This is a genomic window from Acidobacteriota bacterium (genome assembly GCA_016712445.1).
Classification (GTDB): domain Bacteria; phylum Pseudomonadota; class Alphaproteobacteria; order Caulobacterales; family Hyphomonadaceae; genus Hyphomonas.
On sequence record JADJRB010000002.1, the window covers coordinates 28,270 to 48,515 of the forward strand.

General features: G+C 59.0%; 18 protein-coding genes and 2 pseudogenes. 13 read left to right on the forward strand and 7 right to left on the reverse strand.

Features of this window, described 5'->3' with window-relative positions:
- Window positions 1–237: 237 nt before the first annotated feature.
- Window positions 238–1,992: pseudogene (locus tag IPK75_13125) on the reverse strand (restriction endonuclease subunit R).
- A 368-nt stretch (window positions 1,993–2,360) separates the two neighbouring features.
- Here IPK75_13125 and IPK75_13130 point away from each other — a divergent pair.
- Window positions 2,361–2,638, forward strand: a pseudogene (locus tag IPK75_13130) (transposase).
- A gap of 93 nt (window positions 2,639–2,731) precedes the next feature.
- Here the strand turns inward: IPK75_13130 and IPK75_13135 are convergent.
- Together IPK75_13135 and IPK75_13140 are read right to left on the reverse strand one after the other, a co-directional pair.
- On the reverse strand, window positions 2,732–3,127 hold the full coding sequence (locus IPK75_13135; GenBank protein MBK8199294.1) for a hypothetical protein: 396 nt from the start codon (window positions 3,125–3,127) through the stop codon (window positions 2,732–2,734).
- Window positions 3,128–3,339: 212 nt separating this feature from the next.
- Window positions 3,340–3,921, reverse strand: coding sequence for a TetR family transcriptional regulator (locus IPK75_13140; protein MBK8199295.1), 582 nt, complete (start codon window positions 3,919–3,921; stop codon window positions 3,340–3,342).
- 119 nt (window positions 3,922–4,040) lie between these two features.
- Here IPK75_13140 and IPK75_13145 point away from each other — a divergent pair, with 119 nt between their 5' ends.
- The 4 genes from IPK75_13145 to IPK75_13160 all read left to right on the forward strand — a co-directional run bounded on the left by IPK75_13145 (window position 4,041) and on the right by IPK75_13160 (window position 9,556).
- Window positions 4,041–4,775, forward strand: coding sequence for a hypothetical protein (locus IPK75_13145; protein MBK8199296.1), 735 nt, complete (start codon window positions 4,041–4,043; stop codon window positions 4,773–4,775).
- A gap of 2 nt (window positions 4,776–4,777) precedes the next feature.
- Window positions 4,778–6,664 carry an NAD(P)/FAD-dependent oxidoreductase gene (locus tag IPK75_13150; GenBank protein MBK8199297.1) on the forward strand — a complete coding sequence of 629 codons (1,887 nt, stop codon included), beginning with the start codon at window positions 4,778–4,780 and terminating at the stop codon, window positions 6,662–6,664.
- 207 nt (window positions 6,665–6,871) lie between these two features.
- A protein-coding gene (locus tag IPK75_13155; protein MBK8199298.1) for an IS3 family transposase occupies window positions 6,872–8,043 on the forward strand; the annotation gives its coding sequence in 2 pieces (ribosomal slippage) (window positions 6,872–7,136 and window positions 7,136–8,043; 1,173 coding nt in all).
- Between the two features lie 349 nt (window positions 8,044–8,392).
- Entirely contained in the window at window positions 8,393–9,556 is a 1,164-nt protein-coding gene (locus tag IPK75_13160; GenBank protein MBK8199299.1) for an acyl-CoA/acyl-ACP dehydrogenase, read from the forward strand.
- 43 nt (window positions 9,557–9,599) lie between these two features.
- Here the strand turns inward: IPK75_13160 and IPK75_13165 are convergent, their stop codons facing one another.
- From IPK75_13165 to IPK75_13180, 4 genes are all read right to left on the reverse strand, one after another.
- Window positions 9,600–9,992: a response regulator gene (locus tag IPK75_13165; GenBank protein ID MBK8199300.1), complete on the reverse strand. Its 393-nt coding sequence runs from the start codon at window positions 9,990–9,992 to the stop codon at window positions 9,600–9,602.
- A gap of 105 nt (window positions 9,993–10,097) precedes the next feature.
- The gene (locus tag IPK75_13170; GenBank protein MBK8199301.1) at window positions 10,098–10,721 is read right to left on the reverse strand and encodes a response regulator transcription factor; all 624 of its coding nucleotides are present in this window, start codon (window positions 10,719–10,721) and stop codon (window positions 10,098–10,100) included.
- Entirely contained in the window at window positions 10,714–11,865 is a 1,152-nt protein-coding gene (locus IPK75_13175) for a PAS domain S-box protein (protein ID MBK8199302.1), read from the reverse strand. The genes IPK75_13170 and IPK75_13175 overlap by 8 nt, the downstream gene beginning before the upstream one ends.
- The gene (locus IPK75_13180; protein ID MBK8199303.1) at window positions 11,865–12,146 is read right to left on the reverse strand and encodes a hypothetical protein; all 282 of its coding nucleotides are present in this window, start codon (window positions 12,144–12,146) and stop codon (window positions 11,865–11,867) included. Before IPK75_13180 ends, IPK75_13175 begins: the two co-directional genes overlap by 1 nt.
- A gap of 129 nt (window positions 12,147–12,275) precedes the next feature.
- Here IPK75_13180 and ccoN point away from each other — a divergent pair, with 129 nt between their 5' ends.
- Genes ccoN through ccoS form a run of 8 tightly spaced genes read left to right on the forward strand, consistent with a single transcriptional unit; the run spans window position 12,276 to window position 20,120 of the window.
- Window positions 12,276–13,952 (forward strand): cytochrome-c oxidase, cbb3-type subunit I, encoded by a 1,677-nt coding sequence (gene ccoN / locus IPK75_13185; GenBank protein MBK8199304.1) that lies wholly within the window; start codon window positions 12,276–12,278, stop codon window positions 13,950–13,952.
- A gap of 11 nt (window positions 13,953–13,963) precedes the next feature.
- Entirely contained in the window at window positions 13,964–14,731 is a 768-nt protein-coding gene (gene ccoO, locus IPK75_13190) for a cytochrome-c oxidase, cbb3-type subunit II (GenBank protein MBK8199305.1), read from the forward strand.
- Between the two features lie 12 nt (window positions 14,732–14,743).
- Window positions 14,744–14,908: a cbb3-type cytochrome c oxidase subunit 3 gene (locus tag IPK75_13195; protein ID MBK8199306.1), complete on the forward strand. Its 165-nt coding sequence runs from the start codon at window positions 14,744–14,746 to the stop codon at window positions 14,906–14,908.
- On the forward strand, window positions 14,898–15,782 hold the full coding sequence (gene ccoP, locus IPK75_13200; protein ID MBK8199307.1) for a cytochrome-c oxidase, cbb3-type subunit III: 885 nt from the start codon (window positions 14,898–14,900) through the stop codon (window positions 15,780–15,782). The genes IPK75_13195 and ccoP overlap by 11 nt, the downstream gene beginning before the upstream one ends.
- Before the next feature lie 9 nt (window positions 15,783–15,791).
- Window positions 15,792–17,246: a cytochrome c oxidase accessory protein CcoG gene (gene ccoG, locus IPK75_13205; protein MBK8199308.1), complete on the forward strand. Its 1,455-nt coding sequence runs from the start codon at window positions 15,792–15,794 to the stop codon at window positions 17,244–17,246.
- Window positions 17,246–17,749 carry a FixH family protein gene (locus IPK75_13210; protein ID MBK8199309.1) on the forward strand — a complete coding sequence of 168 codons (504 nt, stop codon included), beginning with the start codon at window positions 17,246–17,248 and terminating at the stop codon, window positions 17,747–17,749. Before ccoG ends, IPK75_13210 begins: the two co-directional genes overlap by 1 nt.
- Window positions 17,746–19,971 (forward strand): heavy metal translocating P-type ATPase, encoded by a 2,226-nt coding sequence (locus IPK75_13215; protein MBK8199310.1) that lies wholly within the window; start codon window positions 17,746–17,748, stop codon window positions 19,969–19,971. The genes IPK75_13210 and IPK75_13215 overlap by 4 nt, the downstream gene beginning before the upstream one ends.
- Window positions 19,968–20,120 carry a cbb3-type cytochrome oxidase assembly protein CcoS gene (gene ccoS / locus IPK75_13220; GenBank protein MBK8199311.1) on the forward strand — a complete coding sequence of 51 codons (153 nt, stop codon included), beginning with the start codon at window positions 19,968–19,970 and terminating at the stop codon, window positions 20,118–20,120. The genes IPK75_13215 and ccoS overlap by 4 nt, the downstream gene beginning before the upstream one ends.
- Window positions 20,121–20,246 lie beyond the last annotated feature (126 nt).

Consider the following 20,246-nt stretch of genomic DNA (forward strand, 5'->3'; position numbering starts at 1 on the left):
CACCACGCCGATCTTCTCGCGATTTCGACCGTACACGTGTGCATGAGGCTGCCCAACCCCGTGGGTTGGCTGATCAATCCGGATATTGTCGTCAAATCTGCCTCGGACCCATTTACCTTCGTCAAGTCGCTCGAATGTGGATTGGTCTGACGAAATCAGGACCTCCTGAAGGACCGGCAGAGATACGAAATCTCTAAATCCTAGCATGCGACACTCCTTCACTAGCCGAACACTGCCTCATGCCGGCTGTCCCGCCGACGCTGACCGGCTTAAACCAACGACCTCCATCAGCTTTCCGTAGTCCGTGACGACGTCATACCGAACCGGGTCGGCGGATGCGCGCTGCCCGATTTCATCGAAAAACTTCCGCGCGCAGGCGATCTTGGTGGACTCGATCTCGCGCAGCTTGAGCGAAGACATTGTCCCCTTGGTCTCGGCAACGAAATAGACGTGCTTGACGCTGCCGACCTTGAACGAGATCGCCCAGTCCGGGTTGTAGTCGCCGACAGGGGTCGGGATCAGGAACCCGCGGGGGAGCTTCGCGTAGACGACGACCTCGTCGCTCGTATCAAGCTCCTCGACGAACCGCCGCTCGATATCCGAGTCCGTGACGACGTAGTCATAGACATGGTTTTTCAGTTTCGAGCCGACCTTGGAGAAGTCCTGGCCTGACTGGTTGGCCGTGAATATGTCGACCTCGTATCGGTCCTCGACACCGTCATAGGCCAGGCGCTCAATGACCATTGTCGCCTTCTGCTCGGAGATGATCCGGGACGCCTCGGCAATGAAGTGTTCGGGGTTCTGGCGAAACTGAGCAAAGACGCTTGGCGCCATCCCGGTCAGGATTTCCGCAACGGTCTGGCGGGTGAGATGGGCGTTTTCGGAGACCTTGCCCAGCAGGTCGTACTTCACCTGCGAATAGACGGACCCGCCGATCTCAGTGGTCGTATTGGTCACCTTGAACCCGTCGCCAGCCTTGAGCTGATCGTCGGTGATCTCGTCGCTCTGAATGCCAGTTTGGACGGTGTACTGCAGTGGCGTGACCCGAAGCTGGCTATCGAGCGCACCGACGCATTTGCGAACGAGCTCGTCGGAATCAAACTCCACCCGATAAACGGCTTTGCGGTTGATCCGGCCCCAGAGCTCCTGGAATTCCTTCTTGTCGAAGTTGGCGTTCAGCGGATTGGTCTTCGGCTTCCGGCCGTCTTCAACCTTCGGCAATTGGGCGTCGCTGAACACGCTGTCGATCAGCTGGAAGACCTGATCGGCATAGGGCTTCAGATCGTCCGGAAGCGCCGCCAGCGTGCCTGCGGTCTTGGCCTCATGGTAGCCGGCCGCGATCTGGTCAGTGTCATCGGTGTAGTCGTTCTTCACCAGATACCGGTAGATCTGCTTAGCCAGGGCCGGGGTGATCTGGACGGGACCATTCTCAGTCGTGACCGTCTTGCCGCTGAAGTAGGCCTCCGTCGCCTTCCTCGGTCGGGAGGACAGGGTATCGGCAATCTCCTTCTGGAGCCCCCCGACGAAGTCCTTGTAGCTCTCGCTGGCCACCACAGTCAGGACGTTGATGTCGTGAACCACCGCAGGGTGGTCCATGCGATCGCCATCCTGGTTGACCGACAGTCGAAGCCCACGGCCGACTTCCTGCCGCCGCGAGATCATGTTGTCGCTGTGCTTCAGCATGCACATCACGAACACGTTTGGATTGTCCCACCCTTCGCGGAGCGCGGAGTGGGAAAAGATGAACCGGGTTGCCTCGGCGAAGGACAGCAGCCGTTCCTTGTCTTTCAGGATCAGGTCATAGGCATCCGTGTCGTCGGAATCGGAAGACTTCGCCCCGACATCAGGATTCTTCAGCCGCTTGGTCTTCTTGTCGATTGAGAAGTAGCCGTTGTGGGTCTTGGTGGCGTCGATGCCGGCCAGATGCTTGCGATAGGCCTCATTGTCGATCGCCAGCTCCGACAGGTATTCCGTCTTCAGGAGCTCATACTCCGCCATCGCCCCTCGCCACAAATCTCTCTGTGGGCCGGGCGGTGTCAGAAAATCCCGTTGTATTACAGGGTTTCCCCGAACTGGCTCCGCACTGGGTTTCCAGGAAACTGGCGGATTTTCTCTCCGAAAGCCCAGAGAGTCTCCAGACCTCCGCACCGTGGCGATTTGGTGCGGAGCCAAAAACCACAAGTCTTTTCAGTTAGATAAAAGGCTGCCGAGCTGGTGGGATTTTTTGGAGCACCTCGGCAACCGGGGCCAACCCATAGCGAACTGGCGACCGGCAACACCCAGTCAGCCTAACGGTCCTGACCGGTCAGGACATCAACCTGACGCAGCTTGGCGACGATCTCTTCAGGCTTGTGGCGCTTCCTTGCCATCGTTCCATCCATCCAAAATGGTCCTCGGACCAACATAAGAGATGGATCACTTCAAGGGGGTCAGGCCAATCGCGCCCGGCAGTCCTTGGGAGAACGGCTACTGCGAGAGCTTCAACAGCAAGCTGCGCGACGAACTGCTCGACGGCGAGATCTTCTACAGCCTGGCTGAGGCTCAGATCCTGATCGAGGCTTGGCGGCGTCACTACAACGGCGTGCGCCCACATAGCTCGCTCAACTACCGACCGCCGGCGCCTGAATCCTACGTCCCACGAAGCGGCGGCATCGTGCCATGGGCAAGCGCGCCAGCCGTTGAGGGCGCGCGCTCGCCCACCCCAAAACATGGCGTTAGAGACCGCCGTGCACTAACATTGAAACTGGATCACCCCGAAGGGGCAGGCCAAGCTGCCGAATATCCAAACGAGCGCTACAACCGATATCCATGGCCATGGTGTGGCCCATGGTGATCGCGACTTCACTGACTGCAGCTGGGCAATCGCCATCTGAACGCTAGCCTGCTGAAAGTGCAGATCCTTGATGGCGGTCTTCATAACATCAGCCCCGACGAGGGTCGTGGCGTCATCTGCAAGCAGTTCGACATCCTCGAGCAACCTGAGCACCTCGTGCAGTCTAGGCAGTGCGTTCCGATCAGGCGTGCCCAATAGCGCGATGGCCTCTTGATGCTTGCTCTTGGCCAGCGTCAGCATCTGGCTGACATGTTGCACAGCAGCTTCAGGTAACTCTTGATCGGCGGCGTCCATAAACTGGTATTACCCCATCTTCGCTGAAGGGATATCCCCCCAGCGTGTCGTGAAACTGGGCGACAGGTTCTACTCATAGCTGGTAGAAACCTCGGGCTCAGACCAAAAACATTGCCAATAGGATACCGTTCGAAACAAGCTGGTCGGGGTTGGTTCTCGCATCAGCCTTGCAGTTTCCGTTCGCAACCTGATTGTTTTCAGGGATGATTGGGCTACTTCTCAATAATTGGAGAGGCTGGGAGCAGAAGCTCCAGCCGCGCTTGAAAGTCTAACTTTGTGAGTGTCTTGTTCGTTAGGCATTCTAGCAGAAAGCCGCGCATCAGATTGACCAGACTGCGAGCGAGTTCATCAGGCTGCTCATACCCACCGTGGTGCAATGCGAGTGACAAATTTTGACATCCTATACGCATCCAATTGTCGAACAGCTCGGCTAAAGTCGGCTTTCTGGCACCGTAGAGGCTTAACTCAAGATCGATCTTGATTGAGCGGGCGTCTGCAAGTTCTTCTGCCACCAGCCGTGTCAGTAACTTCGAGAGATGCGCTCGGGTCAATCGCTGATCTGTCCGCAAACCTAGCGCTGACACGTAATTCTCGGCTGAACCAAGATGGAACTCAAAAGCCTTCTGGATGAGCACATCGCGAGTCGGGAAATGATAGCTGACGACGCCGTGAGATTGCTCCGCTTCACTGCCGACGCGGCGATGCGTGATAGCGTCAACACCTTCCTTTTCTATAACCGCCAAGGCTCCCCTCAAAATTTGTTGTCGGGTCTTTTCTCCAGCGCTGATTTGCATAGTTGAGGTTCCGATCTTCTAAACTGAATTCGAACACCATTCGCAAAACCTCTTGACATATGTCAAAGATTGTATAATTTGACATATGCCCAATCACATTCCGAATAAAGGTGTTAATGATGGCTGATAGGAATATTTCGCCGACGATCTTCGATTTAGGTTACAAAGCAGTAATTGTCTTCCTAATCACTGCCGTAATCTCACTCGCCCTTCCACTTGATGCTCCGGTTCCCACTCAGAGTGCGGCAGAATTATGGTTGAATACCGAAGTCGGGGGCTATCTTTTCGGCTGGCTCAATCAGGTCATCTTGATGTTTTCCTCTTCTCTGATCCTCTTGGCAGCCGGTCTTTCGATCTATTCATCGGCCCCTCTTCGCGCCGGAGCGGTTTGGGTGTTTACGCTGATGTCAACCCTTGCGTTCCTGATATCAAAATTCCTGTCTCTCTGGTCGGTTCCGCTAACCGCAAAAGCGATCGCGGCGGAAAACGCGGTGGCTGGTTCCGCTCAATCCATCCTTGTCACGCTGGGCCCGAACGAGGCATTTGGCCTTGTGCCATCAATTGATTACCTTGGCTTCTGGCTCTATGGACTCATTGGTTTGTTATTGTTCAGGCCGCTTTTTCGTCAGTCGCTCAGTGCCAAAATTGCCGCGATTGCGTTGCTGATGTATGGAATTCTGTTCCATCTCGTCTATGTTGCTGTCATGATCGACTTGTTGGGTCAGAGTGATGTAGGGGATGCCATCTCCGCGATCGGTTATTTGGTGCTGATTTCCGCAATCGCGCTTCTGTTCCGCTTTCGCGGCTGCCGCGTCGATACCATCCAGCCAACATCAGACTCGGTAGCGTCATGACGATCAAAAACTCGATCAGTCGGCGGGATTTTCTCGACGGCGTTGCCCTGACCGTCGTTTCAGCAGCGTTGCCGCCACTTGCCTTTGCACAAACCAACAATTCCCTATCCACAAACCAACAATCCCCCATCCGGAGTGACTACCCTCCAGAACTCACTGGAATGAGAGGAAATCATCCTGGCGCTTTCGATGATGCGCATGCACTCGCTAGGGATGGAGAATCGCCGACCGAATTTCATGAAACGGGCGAAGAGTATGATCTGGTCGTCGTTGGTGGGGGAATTAGCGGACTAGCGGCAGCCTTGTTCTTCCAGCAAGCCCGCGGAGTTGGCCAACGCATTCTCATTCTCGACAATCATGACGATTTTGGAGGACACGCAAAACGCAATGAGTTTCATACCGGCGGAAAAATGCTGCTTGGTGTCGGCGGCAGCATAAATCTGGAGAATCCAAGCAAGTATAGCGATGTCGCAAAAGACCTTTTGAGCGAACTTGGGGTAGATTTCAAGCAGCTCAAAAGAGCAAAAGACCCGGATTATTTCTTCGGCGGCGGCACGCGCGAAACCGGTATGTTCGTTAAATCGCAAACCGGCGAATCTGCGCTCATTGTTGGACGTTGGTTCGGTGCCTTTTACGGGGACGCTGATGCCAAACCGCTTGTCGATCAATTGCCGTATCCTCGCAGTGAGAAAGAGAAGCTTCTCAAATTTCTTGGGGGCAACTGGGATTATCTTACCGGGCGGTCAATGTTCGAGCGCAGTGAATATATGTCATCGACCTCTTACAGAGAGTTCCTGACCAGCAGAGTCGGTCTTGCGCCAGATACTGCTGCGCTTTTTGATCCTCCATTGCTGGCCAATTACAGCGTTGGTGGTGAGGGACTATCCGTAAATGAAGCGATTAACTCCGGCGCGCCCGGTTTAAGTGGTGTTGGTTGGCCCTGGGGCCTGGCGGAACGGCTGCTGGTAGATGGGGACAACTTGTTTGAAGCGCCTCTGTTTCCAGATGGAAATGCGTCTGTTGCTCGGCTGATGGTGCGGCGGCTGATCCCCGGCGTGGCCGAAGGCAATAGCATGGACGACATTGCCGCTGCTCGCTTCGATTATTCTAAGCTCGATACAGCCGCCTCTCCAGTTCGCATCCGTCTCAATAGCACTGCTGTTCGAGTCCGAGAGGAGGGTGAAACAGTCGCGGTCTCTTACATCCAGAACGGCAAACCCGCACGCGTTCGAGCGAAGCACTGTGTGTTGGCTTGTTTCAATATGATCATTCCACATTTATGTCCCGAAATGAAGGACGAGCAGAAGGATGGCCTGAGGTATGGATCGAAAGCTCCCTTTATCTGGACCAACGTCTTACTGCGCGACGGGGCTGCGATACGACGCGCCGCCGCCGAAACAATCCTTTGTCCGCAGGGCTACTATAGCATCGTTACCAAGGCTCCGCCCGTGACACTGCCGGATTTTTCTCCGCCTAGCGAACAGACTGATCCGATAGTCGTGTTCATGGTGCGCGCACCTGTCAGGCATAAAATCCCGGATATGACCATTCGTGACCATTACAGGGCCGGTCGCTATCAACTTCTGGAGACACCTTTTTCAGAAATCGAGACTGCAACCAAAGCTCAACTCATGGACTTGTATGGGAGATACGGGTTCGAAGCTGAGCGAGATATTGAAGCAATAACGGTGAACCGATGGTCGCATGGTTATGCTTATACCTACAGAGAGCTTGACGATCCAGATTTTGAGAAGGGCGCTTTTCCGCATGAAATCGGACGCCGGAAATTCGGACGAATCTCAATTGCAAACTCGGACTCTGAAGCGCGAGCCTATCTGGATGCCGCAATCGATGCGGCCTGGCGGGCCGTGACAGAGCAACTCGCCTAAACTGCATGAATACCCTTATGTCCACAAGCCTGACCCTGCTCGATTGGAGGCCAACACGCCGACAGAAGCGTCTCCGTTCAAGGGTCGCGTCTTGCTGCTGACAGACCATAACTGCGCGAGCGCTTGTCTGGACTTCACCGACATTGATCTGCCCCCTTCTGGGTGGTCCAAAATATATGTTGTTTTGGACACGGAAGGAAAAGACAAATGCCATTTAAGAAACACACGCCGGAGGAGATTATCGGCAAGCTGCGTGAGGCGGAGATTGTGCTGGCGCAGGGAGGGACGACAACGGACGCTTGCCGCCGGCTATCGATCAGCGAGCAGACCTATTACCGCTGGCGCAAGGAATATGGCGGTCTGAAGACCGATCAGGCTCGCCGGATGAAAGACCTTGAGAAAGAGAATGCGCGGCTGCGCCGTGAGATCTCAGATCTCACTCTCGACAAGCTGATCCTGCAAGAGGCTGCTCGGGGAAACTACTGAGCCCCGCGCGACGGCGGCGCTGTATTGATCATATCCGCAAGGAACTGCCTGTCTCTGAACGCCGCATCTGCCGCGTTCTGGGCCAGCACCGATCGACGCAGCGTAAAGTTCCGCGCGGGGCCGATGATGAGGAAGCCCTGACTGCAGACATTATCGAGCTGGCGCGCCAATATGGTCGTTATGGCTATAGGCGTGTGACAGCGCTCCTGCGCAACGCAGGCTGGCATGTGAACCGCAAGCGGGTGGAGCGCATCTGGCGGCGTGAAGGGCTGAAGGTACCGCAGAGGCAACCTAAGCGCGGACGGCTGTGGCTGAACGACGGTTCGTGTATCCGGCTGCGCCCTGAATATCCGGGGCATGTCTGGGCTTATGACTTTGTCGAGGGCCGAACCCATGACGGTCGCAAGTTCCGGATCCTTGCAATCATTGATGAAGCGAGCCGGGAGTGTATGGCCTTGTTGGTTGCACGCCGGATCAGAAGCGCTAACGTTCTGGCTATCTTAGCTGATCTGTTCGTCATCCACGGCCCGCCAGCGCACATACGGTCTGACAATGGCCCCGAGTTCGTTGCCACCGCCGTGAAAGGCTGGTTGGCACAGATCGGAGTGCAGGCGCTTTACATAACACCAGGCAGCCCGTGGGAGAACGGCTATTGTGAATCGTTCAACGGCAGCTTGCGTGACGAGTTGCTTAATGGCGAAATCTTCTACGGCCTTGCCGAAGCCCAAATCCTGATCGAAGCATGGCGGCGGCATTACAATACTGTCAGACCACATAGCTCGCTTGGTTATCGCCCACCCGCACCACAGACCGTCCCTTGGCCAGTGCCGTCCTCCGGTTCCGCTTCGCTCCACCTGCGACCAGCACTGGCCAAGGAGGCAATCATGCACTAACAATCAAACCGGACCACTCAATGGGGGCCGGTCAAAATGGGCGTCGACCGGGGTTGGGGTCTTCCAAAAAACGGGGAGCACACAGCAGGTTGATCCTGACGAGTTACGAAAGAGGGTCGACTTTCATTGGTCGAATTTTTTCGCCCCATACGCAAACGACCCAGCGACCGCTTGGTCTCAAAAAACCCTGGCCTACGAGGGATCGCGTCGATCGTCCTAGGTGGATAGAGAGAGTTTGTTCGCAGACTCCCTCCCACCGCCAGATACTTCGTTTACAGGCTAGTCGGGATCGGGCAGGCGCCCTTGTGGCGCTGGCCGGGGCCAGCACGTTGCGGAGTGACGACGACACATGAAAACGACAGCTTCAAAGGCGCATGACGCGTTTCGGGAGGGCATCCGTAGCCTTTGCGCGCAGTTTCCGGCGGCCTACCACAGGGGGCACGGCGCGGCGGAGACCTACCCGGAAGAGTTCATCGAGGCGCTGACAAAAGGCGGGTGGCTGGCGGCGATGATCCCTGAGGCCTTCGGCGGCGCAGGGCTCGGGCTGACCGAAGCATCGATTGTGATGGAAGAGATCAACCGAGCGGGCGGCAATGCAGGCCATTGCCACGGCCAGATGTACAACATGAGCACGCTGCTGCGGCACGGCTCGGACGAGCAGAAGCGGATCTACCTGCCGAAGATCGCCTCCGGCGAGCTGCGCTTGCAATCGATGGCGGTCACCGAGCCGACCACGGGTACCGATACGACCAAGCTGAAGACGCGCGCCGTGCGCAAAGGCGACCGGTATGTTGTCAACGGCCAGAAGGTGTGGATCAGCCGCATCCAGCATTCGGACCTGATGATCCTCCTTGCACGGACGACGCCGCTGGCGGACGTGAGCCGCAAGACAGAGGGCCTTTCGGTGTTCCTCGTCGACCTGAAGATGGCGCTTCAATCGGGCATGAGCATCCGGCCGATTGCCAACATGGTGGGGCATGAAACCAATGAAGTGTTCTTCGATAATCTGGAGATACCGGCCGACTGCCTGATCGGGGAAGAGGGCAAGGGGTTCCGGTATATCCTCGACGGTTTGAACGCCGAACGCACGCTGATTGCCGCCGAATGTATCGGCGACGGCTACTGGTTCGTTGAAAAGGCTGCCGCATATGCCCGTGAACGGCAGGTTTTTGACCGGCCGATCGGCCAGAACCAGGGCGTGCAGTTCCCGCTGGCGCGGGCATTCGTGGATATCGAAGCGGCTGACCTGATGCGCTTCGAATCGTGCCGGCGCTTCGATGCCCATGAAGAGTGCGGCGCCCAAGCCAACATGGCAAAGCTGCTGGCCGCAGACGCGAGCTGGAAAGCGGCGAACGAGTGCCTGCAGATACACGGCGGTTTCGGGTTTGCGCGCGAATATGATGTTGAGCGCAAGTTCCGCGAGACGAGGCTGTACCAGGTCGCGCCGATCTCGACCAACCTGATCCTTTCCTACGTTGCCGAGCACGTGCTGGGCTTGCCGCGGTCTTTCTGAGTGAAAGACATGGGCCCGCGCCGCCACCCGTGCGACTTCGGCTTCAATGAGAGGGCTGGATCTGTTCGGAAATCTGCGAGATCAGCTCACCGGCAACCAGCGGCTTGAGAAGCACGCCCGCATAGCCAGCGGCCAATGCCCGGGCCTTGAGGGTGGTTGAGGCGAAGCCGGTGATCATCAGCGCCGGGCAGTTGAGACCTTTGGCGCGGATTCGGGCGAGCAACTCGAATCCGTCGACGGACGGAAGCTTGTAGTCGATCACGAGGCAGTCGGCAGACGGGAGGGCGCGGCTGCTCAGAAGTTCGATACCGCTGGCATAGGCATCAACAGCAAAGCCGCTTGATCGAAGCACAAGCACCAGGGACCGGCGCACTTCCTCGTGGTCTTCGATCACGAGGATTCGGGCGGCACTTGCTATAGGCGGTTCGGCCTGCATGCCGGCTCCATCTCGTTCTGTTCGTTCAGGTACCCGGCTGAGTCAGCGGTGCCCGAACGAAGGAGCTTGCATGGACTGCCGCCGTATGTCGCTACGGATTCCTACCTAGTCCGCAGTGGAGCCGAGCTTGGCATTGAATGCGATACGCAGCGCCGCTGACAGGCTGTCGGCCTCCAGTTTCTCCATGACGTGTCCCCGGTGGATTTCGACAGTCCGCGAGGAGATCGACAGATCTTCGGCAATCGCCTTGTTCGTCATTCCTTCGACCAGCCGCTCCAGAACTTCGCGTTCGCGTTTGGTCAGAGAGGCGATCTTGGCGCGGGCGTTGACTTCGTTGGTGCGTGAGGCGTCACGGTCTTCCTGATTGTGGAAGGTGGCATTGATGGCGGCGAGCAGGGACTGCTTCTCATAGGGTTTCTCGATGAAATCCTTCGCGCCGGCCTTCATGGCTTCGACGGCAACCGAAACATCGCCGTGTCCGGTGAGGACGATCACCGGCATTGAGATCCCGTGCTGGTCCAGCGCGCGAAGTACCGCAATTCCATCCATGCCCGGCATGCGCACATCCAGCAGCACGCAGCCCTGGCTGGTGCGGTCAACCGTCTGCAGGAAATGCAGACCATCCTTGTAGGTGCGGACGTTGAAACCGGCATGGCGCAGCATGAAACTGGCCGAGTGGCGAATGGCCTCGTCGTCGTCGACGAGATGGATGTCTCGATGGTCAGTCATCGTTGGTGTCAGCGTCCGGATCTTCAATCTTGAGCGTGAAACTGAATAGTGCGCCGCCCGACTTTACAGATTCTGCCCAGATTTTTCCACCATGGGCATCGATGATCGTCTGACAAATTGAAAGGCCGAGCCCCATGCCCTTTGGCTTCGAACTGAAGAAGGGGTCGAACAGCGACCTTCCTGACTGATCGGGCAGTCCGGGGCCATTGTCTCGCACCTGCACGAGCAGCATGGAGTCATCACGCTTCGTAGCGCTGACCCAAATCATCGCCGAAGGCACATCGGCGGTCGCTTCGATCGCATTCTTGATCAGGTTGACGACGACTTGCCGGATCTGCAGCCGGTCGGCGTGAGCGGGGGGCAGGTCGTCGTCAATCTTCAGTACGATCCGGGCGAGCGGGCCTTCTATGCCGATTTTCGACAGCGACGCCGCGTCGCGGATCAGCGAGCCCAGGTCGACGGCGCGTGCGTCTATTTCGCCGCGTGAAACATAGTCGCGCAGACGCCTCACAATCTGACCGGCACGGACGGACTGAATGGAAGCCGCGTCGAGCGCCTCCTTAACCAGAAGGATGGTCTCCTCGGTCGGCGTATCCAGGAGGTCACGGGCGGCTTCGAGGTAGTTGGAAACGGCGGTCAGCGGCTGGTTGAGCTCGTGCGCCATGGCCGACGACATAGTACCCACAGCGCTCAGGCGCGCGAAGGCGACCAGTTCAGCCTGCATGCTGCTGATTCGGTGAGCTGTGGCCTGTCGCTCGGTTACGTCCCGGATGTAGCCGGTGAAAAGGCGGTGCTCTCCGAGCCGTGCTTCGCCGATCTTGAGATCGACGGGGATGCGCGTGCCATTCGCGAGCCGGGCTTCCACAATGCGCCCGATGCCGATGATCTGCTTCTCGCCGGTTGAAAGGTAGTTGTGAATGTAGCGGTCATGATGAGGGCGGTCGTTTTCGCTCATCAGCACGCTCACGTTCTTTCCCGTGATGTCATGCGCTGTGTAGCCGAACAGTTTCTCGGCTGCCGCACTGAATGCGACGATCGTTCCGTGTTCATCGATGACAATCATGGCGTCAGGGACCGAAGCCAGCACGGTCTGCAGCAGAGACCTGACCGTCTCGTCGTCCTGGGATTCGAATGGCGACGTCATCAGACCAGTGTTGGGCCTTTCCCTGCGCCCGGGTCAGCCCGGTTTCCGGCAAACCTTTGATTCGCGATCGATAGCACTATCATCGCGGCGCCTGCCAGCGCGACATAGCAGCCCCAGCAATGGCCGATCGCGGGATGCGCGTTCGACAGCGGGATCATGTAAGTTGAGCCGAGGCAGCCCGGCACCTGCAACATCTCTGGCGAGTTCAGGTGCACGAACGTCTTTGCGAGGCCGATGGCGAGCACACCCAGGCCGGTGATCATCAAGTAAAGGTTCCGCATGATCGATCTCCTTCGAATGGCGGACTAGGTGCCTTCGGAACAAGTCGTCGCACATACGTAGGGTCCCCTATACTGGCCCCGATCGCTCAACGGTAATCCACCCGGAAACCGGAGACGAGAGCGAATCCCATGACCCCGACACTCGCACACATGCGCCGTGACAATAGCACCCTGTTCGCCGTGGGCGGACTGTTGGGAATCTTCATCCTGCTCGGCCTGATCATTGCGGGCCACGCAGCAGACCGGGCGATGGCAATTCAGGCCTGGACCTTCGTCGCGCTGACAGGGGCCTTCTTCGTCGGCCTTGGCATGTGGGCCGGCAACCTGCTCGATCGCAACCCCTTCGACGAACGCGAGTACGAGGATACGATCGTCAAATGGGGCGTCTTCGCCTCAACGTTCTGGGGCGTTGCCGGCATGCTCGTCGGCGTCATCATCGCGCTGCAGCTGACATTCCCGAATTACTTCTACTTCCCTGAGTTGGGTTGGACGAACTTCGGCCGCCTGCGCCCGCTTCACACATCCGCGGTGATCTTTGCTTTCGGCGGCAACGTGCTGATCGCCACGAGTTTCTACGTCGTGCAGCGCACCTGCCGGACCCGACTTGCCGGCGGCATGTGGCCCTGGTTCGTCTTCTGGGGCTACCAGATCTTCATCGTGCTGGCCGCAACCGGATATCTGGCGGGCGTCACGCAGTCCAAGGAATACGCAGAGCCGGAATGGTACACCGACTGGTGGCTCACGCTGATCTGGGTGACCTACCTGCTGGTCTTCCTCGGCACGATCTGGAAGCGCAAGGAACCGCATATCTACGTCGCGAACTGGTTCTATCTCTCGTTCATCGTGACCATCGCGATGTTGCACATCGTCAATAACCTGTCCGTCCCGGTGAGCTTCACGGGTTCGAAATCGGTGCAGCTTTTCTCCGGCGTGCAGGATGCCATGACGCAGTGGTGGTATGGCCACAACGCGGTCGGCTTCTTCCTGACCACGGGCTTCCTCGCCATCATGTATTATTTCGTTCCGAAGCGGGTCAACCGCCCGGTTTATTCCTACCGGCTCTCGATCGTGCACTTCTGGTCGCTGATCTTCATCTACATCTGGGCCGGTCCACACCACCTCCACTACACCGCGCTGCCGCAGTGGGCCCAGACGCTGGGCATGACGTTCTCGATCATGTTGTGGATGCCGAGCTGGGGCGGGATGATCAATGGCGTGATGACGCTGTCGGGCGCCTGGGACAAGCTGCGCACGGATCCGGTGGTGCGGATGATGGTTGTGTCGCTCGCCTTCTACGGCATGTCGACTTTTGAAGGACCGCTGATGAGCGTGCGGGCCGTCAATGCGCTCTCTCACTATACAGAGTGGGGCATCGGCCACGTTCACTCCGGCGCGTTGGGCTGGGTCGGCTACATCTCGTTCGGCGCGCTCTACTGCCTTGTGCCGTGGCTCTGGAAGCGCAAGGCGCTGTTCTCGAAGAGCCTGGTTGAATGGCACTTCTGGATCTCGACCATCGGCATCCTATTCTACATGATTTCGATGTGGTTCGCGGGCATCACCGAAGGCCTGATGTGGCGCGCCTACAACGAGTTCGGCTTCCTCGAATACAGCTTCGTGGAGACGGTCGAAGCCAAGCACATCAGCTACATGATCCGTGCACTGGGCGGCCTGCTTTACCTGACCGGCACGCTGATCATGGCCTACAACCTGACGCGTACCGCGCTGGGTCATGGCGAAGCTGTCGATGCCGTCGACCTCACACCCGAAGAACGGGCGATCCGCCCTCTCCTCCAGCCTGCAGAATAGGTCATCTGAACATGGCACTGATCAACAAGCACGGGCTTCTAGAACGCCACTCACTCCTGCTGACGGTCGGCATCCTTGTCGTCGTCTCGATCGGCGGGATCATCCAGATGGCTCCGCTCATGTACATGGAAAATACGATCGAGAAGGTGGACGGCATGCGTCCTTACACGCCGCTCGAACTGAAGGGGCGGGACATCTACGTCCGCGAAGGCTGCTATGTCTGCCATAGCCAGATGGTCCGCCCGCTGAGGGACGAGGTGGAGCGCTACGGGCATTACTCGCTTGCCGCCGAAAGCATGTACGACCATCCCTTCCAGTGGGGTTCCAAGCGGACCGGTCCAGACCTTGCCCGGGTGGGCGGGAAGTATTCATCGGAATGGCAGGTCGATCACCTGAAGGACCCCCGGTCGGTCGTGCCGGAGTCGGTGATGCCACCCTACGCCTTCCTCGCGGACAAGACGTTGCAGTACGATGATATCGAGCAGCGCCTGCGCACCGAGCGTCTGGTCGGCGTGCCGTACACGGACGAGATGATCTCGAACAGCCGCAGCCACCTCACGGCCCAGGCGAACCCGGGGGTGGACTATGACGCAGAGGACGCGCTGACTGCGGCCTACAATGCGGCGTCCGGCCGGGAAGGCACGGTCGAAGTGCGGGACTTTGATGGTGACCCGGCGCGTCTGACCGAAATGGATGCGCTTGTCGCCTACCTGCAAATGACTGGCACGTTGGTCGACTTCTCGACCTACGAAGCCAGCGATCTCAGCAACCGGCGGTGATGGGAGCCCTCAATGTATGAAGCACTTTCAAAATTCGCACAGACCGGGGGCATGATCTATTTCGTGCTGATGTTTGCGGCTGCGTTTGCCTACGCCGTCTGGCCGTCGAACCAGTCGCGCTTCGATGAAGCCGCCCGTTCTCCGCTTTCCGACAAAGGACCTGCAGATGAGCAGTGAAAAAGACAATGTGGACCCGCACAGCGGTGTCGAGACCACCGGGCATTCCTGGGACGGCATCCAGGAGCTGAACAATCCGCTGCCGCGCTGGTGGCTTTATGTCTGGTACATCACGATCGTGATTTCGATCGTTTATATGGTCCTGATGCCGGCCATCCCGGCGCTGCCGGGCATGGGCACGAACACGACCGGACTACGCAACCAGTCTGACCGCGACAATGTGGCGATCGAGATGGGCAAGCTGGATGCTGCCCGGCAGGTGAAAGCAGAAGATTTGCTGAAAGCATCGTTGCAGGACATCGAACAGGACCGCGACTTGCAGCAATTTTCGCTGGCCATGGGCGAGAGCCTGTTCGAGAGCAACTGCGCTACCTGCCACGGTACCGGAGGACGCGGGGCGAAAGGGTATCCCGTGCTCGCGGACGACATCTGGCTCTGGGACGGCACGCTCAGTGGAATCGAGACGACGCTTCATCACGGCATCCGCCACACCAGTGATGAGTTGACGCGGAACTCTGCGATGCCGCGCTTCGGCCGCGACAAGTTGCTCAGTTCTGCGGAGATCGACGACCTCGTGCAGTATGTGCTGAACTTCTCTGGCCGTTCGGATAGCCAGGCTGCTGTTCAACGTGGGCAATCCCTGTTCGCGTCGCAATGCGCGGTCTGTCACGGGGACGGCGGTAAAGGCAATCGCACGATCGGCGCGCCAAACCTTACCGACGAAGACTGGCTGTATGGCGGCGAGGAAGCCGACATCTACACAACGATCTTCAACGCGCGCAATTCGCACATGCCCGCTTGGACCGACCGGTTGGATGACGCTTCGATCAAGGCGCTGGCTGTGTACGTCCACTCGCTTGGCGGGGGCGAATGAGAGGCGGCGATGACCCGGATCACACTCGACACGAGCCATAAGCCGGGCGCCTCGCCGCCGCCGCATCCGGATCTTTATGCCAAACGCCGGCAGATCTATCCGAAGCTTGCGCATGGCAAGTTCCGGACCGTCAAATGGGCGGTGATGGCTGTAACCCTTGCGGTCTATTACATCGTGCCCTGGATACGGTGGAATCGGGGGCCGGGCATTCCGAACCAGGCGGTGCTGGCAGATTTCGAGAGCGAGAAATTATATTTCTTCTTCATCGAGATCTGGCCGCAGGAAGCGTACTATCTGGCCGGGCTCCTGATCCTGGCAGCGCTCAGCCTTTTCCTCGTCACATCTCTGCTTGGCCGGGTGTGGTGCGGGTATGCTTGTCCGCAAACGGTGTGGACCGACCTCTATGTGTGGGTCGAGCGCGCGTTCGAAGGCGACCGTGCGGCGCGAATGCGGCTGGACCATGCGCCCATGAGTTTCAACAAGCTCTGGCGCAAGGCCGGCAAGCATATCGTCTGGCTTGTCATCGCGTTCTGGACCGGTGGCGCGTTCGTACTTTACTGGCATGACGCGCCAACAGTCGCGAAAGGCTGGTTCACGGGCGAAGCGCCGCTGTCGGCCTACTGGTTCGCAGGTATACTGACTTTCACGACCTACTTCCTCGCCGGCACGATGCGCGAACAGGTCTGCACCTATATGTGCCCTTGGCCTCGGATACAGGCCGCACTAACCGACGAGCATGCGCTCAACGTCACCTACCGGTACGATCGCGGCGAGCCGCGTGGGCCAAAACGCAAGTCCGAAGGATGGGAAGGGCGCGGCGATTGCGTCGACTGCAACCAATGTGTTCAGGTTTGCCCGGTCGGGATCGATATCCGGAACGGATCGCAGCTCGAGTGCATCCACTGCGCGCTCTGTATCGATGCGTGTGACGAGATGATGCTTCGCGTGGAGCGCCCGACGGGCTTGATTGCCTATGACACGGACGTAGCCGTCGCCGCGCGCGCCAAAGGCGTGCCCGTGCCGAAATACAGGCTGATCCGTAGCCGGACCGTGCTGTATGCCGTGCTGATTGCGCTGATCGGATCGCTGATGATCTTCGGACTCCTCACAAAATCGACACTCGAGATGAACGTGATCAAGGACCGTTCGCCGCCGTTTGTTCGTCTTTCTGGCGGCGATATCCAGAATGGTTACACCCTGAAGCTGGTCAACAAATCCACCGAAGCGCGCCGAATGACGATCAGTATCGAAGGTGCGCCCGACGCCGAAATGAAGATCATCGGACTGGAGAGCGGTTCGCGCAAACAGTTCGAAGTGCCGGTGGCGGCGTACGGTGTGGATCGGTACCGGGTTCTCGTCGTCGTTCCAAAGACGGAAGATATCCAGCAAATCACGTTCAGGGTAACCGACAACGCAACCGGGGAATCGGATTCCAACCGGGTGGCTTTCAGGAGTGGAAACTGATGACGAGCGCAATTGCAGAGCTGCAAGACCGTAAGGGCCCGTTGAAAGGCTGGCACGTTCTGCTCTGGATGATCGGGTTCTTCGGTCTGATGTTTGTCGTGAACGGCTTCTTCCTCTTCTACGCCATCACGACGTTTCCAGGCGAAGATGTGAAGAAGTCCTATGCGCAAGGACTTGAGTACAACCACACGCTCGCCGAGCGTGCGCAGCAGGCACAGCTTGGCTGGCAGGCCGAGATGGGACTGATTGGTTCGCAGCTCGAAATCCGACTCCTGGATGGATCCGGCGCGGGCGTCTCAGGATATGATGTGGAAGTCCAGGTGCGCCGCCTCGCAACGACGAGCGCCGACACTGTGCTTCCGGCCGGCGCTCAAGGCGGCGGAATCTACCTGGCGGATGTCGCGCAGCTTGCGGCCGGTCAGTGGGACGTTACCGCGAAAGTGAAACATCCGAACCAGGACGGAACGGTGTTCGAAGCTCACAAGCGGATAAACATCCGATGACGTTCGCCGACGCGGCCTTCGATAAGGGGTGTCCTTCCAATCTGGCGCCGCCCGCGCACGGAACGAATGTGCAGGGTGCGGATGCCTTCGTGCAGAAGGTGGCAGGGCGCTACATCCTCGACCTCAATGTGCGCGGCGCCAAATGTGGCGCATGTCTCGCGCGGATTGAAGGTGCGGTGCAAGGCTTGCCAGGTGTTTCGGTCGCGCGTCTCAATCTTTCAAACGGAAAGATGCGCGTCGAATGGAGCGGCGCGCTGACCGGCACCGAAGTCGCCGACGCCATTTCGGATCTCGGGTACGGCGTGTCACCCTTCTCGGCAAGCGACTCGGTCGACAATCGCAAGTCCGAAGAACGCAGCCTGCTGATCGCGATGGGTGTTGCCGGTTTTGCGGCCGCAAACATCATGCTGCTGTCTGTGTCTGTCTGGGGCGGTGCGAACGAGATGGGCGGTGCGACCCGTCAGACATTCCACGCCATTTCCGGCCTGATCGCCCTTCCGGTCATCGTGTTTTCAGGGCGGCATTTCTTCCGCTCCGCCTGGAACGTGCTGAAGCGCGGACATGCCAACATGGATGTGCCGATATCGCTCGCCATCCTGCTCGCGTTCTCGACGAGTGTCTGGGAAACCGTCGTCGGCGGGCCGCACGCCTATTTCGACGCCTGCACGATGTTGCTCTTCTTCCTGCTGATCGGCCGGTTTCTTGACGCCCGGTTGCGGCGGCAGGCCTGGAGTGCTGCGCACGACCTTGCCGCCCTGCAAGGGCGCAGCGTTACCCGGATCCTGCCGGACGGCACGTCGAAAGCGGTTCGGGCATCGGATATCCAGGCTGGAGACGAACTGCTCCTCGCGCCCGGCGAGCGCAGTGTCATAGACATGACCCTCACGGCCGGCGAAAGCGAAGTGGACGAAAGCCTGGTAACCGGCGAGAGCCAACCCCGCACAGCGGTCGCCGGGAGCCTTCTCTATGCAGGCTCGGTCAATCTTGGGGCGGTTCTTCGAGGCCGCGCGACCGCGCCAGCCGCGAACTCGCTGCTGTCGGACATTGCATCAATGCTTGAGGCCGGCGAGCAGCGCCGCTCGTCCTATCGCAAACTCGCCGACCGCGCTGTCGGGCTCTACGTACCGTTTGTGCATTCCACCGCGGCGCTGACATTTGTGGGCTGGCTGGTTGCCGGTGCCAGCGTCCGCGAAGCGATCCTGGTCGCCGTCGCCACGCTGATCATCACCTGTCCATGTGCGCTGGCGCTGGCTGCGCCGGTTGCGCAGGTCGTGGCGTCGGGCAAACTGTTCCGGCTGGGGATTTTCCTGAAATCGGGTGACGCGCTCGAAAGGCTGGCCGAGGTCGACCATATCGTGCTCGACAAGACGGGCACGCTCACGCTCGGCGAGCCTGTGCTCATGCGCGATGCCGCGGCGCAGGAAAGCTTGTCCGCTGCAGCGATGCTGGCGCGTGCCAGCCGCCATCCCTTGTCACGGGCACTCGTTGCTGCCGCTGGCCCCGGACCAGTTGCAGCGAATGTGATCGAGCGGCCGGGCCTTGGCATCGAAGCAGAAATTGACGGCGAAACGTGCAGGCTCGGTGCGCCGGATTGGGTGGGCGCGAAACCTGCGGCGAAGTCGACCGGACCGGAGATCTGGTTTTCGCGCGGCCGCAGTGAGCCGGTGTGTTTCCGCTTCGAGGAACGGCTGCGCGAAGACGCCATTCGATCGGTGCAGGGGTTGCGGGATGCGGGCTTGTCGCTGGAGGTGTTGTCCGGGGACCGCTCGGGCGCCGTGGCCCGCCTGTCGGAGACGTTGGGTATCGCCGACTGGAGGGCGGGTGCGCTTCCGCAGGATAAAGCGGCGCGCCTTGAAGCGCTTCAGTGCGAGGGGCGGCGTGTCCTGATGGTGGGCGACGGGCTCAACGATGCAGGGGCGCTGGCATTGGCGCATGCTTCAATGGCGCCCGGCGGCGCAATGGACATCAGCCAGTCGGCCAGCGACGCGGTCTTTGCGGGTGGCCTGGCGAGCATCGGGCAGGTGCTGGCCATTTCGAAGTCCGCGCGGGCGGTTATGCGGCAGAACTTTGCGCTGGCTGCAGGCTACAACCTGATCGCCGTTCCGATTGCCGTAACCGGGCATGTCACGCCCCTGATCGCAGCTTTGGCCATGTCGCTGTCGTCCCTGGTTGTAACGCTGAATGCCCTGCGCATCGGTTCCGGCACGGGGGGTAAAGCATGACCATCCTGATCTATCTCATTCCGGTTGCGCTCGCCTTGGGAGGGCTGGGGCTCGGCGCATTTCTCTGGGCGGCGGGGAGTGGCCAATTCGACGATCCGTTGGGCGCCGCGCATCGCATCCTGCGGGACGAAGACGACCGCCCCCTTTAGACGCGTCGCAGATCGCGCAGATTGTCGCCCCGTGTGCGCCCGCGAATGCCTAATATTTCGGCAGAATGCTCGGCCGCCGAGGTAGGCTCGATATCAGTTTGGCCGGATTTGGCCGGAATCAGGCGC

Excerpts from the sequence above, each read along its gene's own strand:
- IPK75_13135 (MBK8199294.1), bottom strand. The coding sequence starts at position 3,127 with ATGGACGCCGCCGATCAAGAGTTACCTGAAGCTGCTGTGCAACATGTC.
- IPK75_13140 (MBK8199295.1), bottom strand. The coding sequence starts at position 3,921 with ATGCAAATCAGCGCTGGAGAAAAGACCCGACAACAAATTTTGAGGGGA.
- IPK75_13145 (MBK8199296.1), top strand. The coding sequence starts at position 4,041 with ATGGCTGATAGGAATATTTCGCCGACGATCTTCGATTTAGGTTACAAA.
- IPK75_13160 (MBK8199299.1), top strand. The coding sequence starts at position 8,393 with ATGAAAACGACAGCTTCAAAGGCGCATGACGCGTTTCGGGAGGGCATC.
- IPK75_13165 (MBK8199300.1), bottom strand. The coding sequence starts at position 9,992 with ATGCAGGCCGAACCGCCTATAGCAAGTGCCGCCCGAATCCTCGTGATC.
- IPK75_13170 (MBK8199301.1), bottom strand. The coding sequence starts at position 10,721 with ATGACTGACCATCGAGACATCCATCTCGTCGACGACGACGAGGCCATT.
- IPK75_13175 (MBK8199302.1), bottom strand. The coding sequence starts at position 11,865 with ATGACGTCGCCATTCGAATCCCAGGACGACGAGACGGTCAGGTCTCTG.
- IPK75_13180 (MBK8199303.1), bottom strand. The coding sequence starts at position 12,146 with ATGCGGAACCTTTACTTGATGATCACCGGCCTGGGTGTGCTCGCCATC.
- ccoN (MBK8199304.1), top strand. The coding sequence starts at position 12,276 with ATGACCCCGACACTCGCACACATGCGCCGTGACAATAGCACCCTGTTC.
- ccoO (MBK8199305.1), top strand. The coding sequence starts at position 13,964 with ATGGCACTGATCAACAAGCACGGGCTTCTAGAACGCCACTCACTCCTG.
- IPK75_13195 (MBK8199306.1), top strand. The coding sequence starts at position 14,744 with ATGTATGAAGCACTTTCAAAATTCGCACAGACCGGGGGCATGATCTAT.
- ccoP (MBK8199307.1), top strand. The coding sequence starts at position 14,898 with ATGAGCAGTGAAAAAGACAATGTGGACCCGCACAGCGGTGTCGAGACC.
- ccoG (MBK8199308.1), top strand. The coding sequence starts at position 15,792 with ATGACCCGGATCACACTCGACACGAGCCATAAGCCGGGCGCCTCGCCG.
- IPK75_13210 (MBK8199309.1), top strand. The coding sequence starts at position 17,246 with ATGACGAGCGCAATTGCAGAGCTGCAAGACCGTAAGGGCCCGTTGAAA.
- IPK75_13215 (MBK8199310.1), top strand. The coding sequence starts at position 17,746 with ATGACGTTCGCCGACGCGGCCTTCGATAAGGGGTGTCCTTCCAATCTG.
- ccoS (MBK8199311.1), top strand. The coding sequence starts at position 19,968 with ATGACCATCCTGATCTATCTCATTCCGGTTGCGCTCGCCTTGGGAGGG.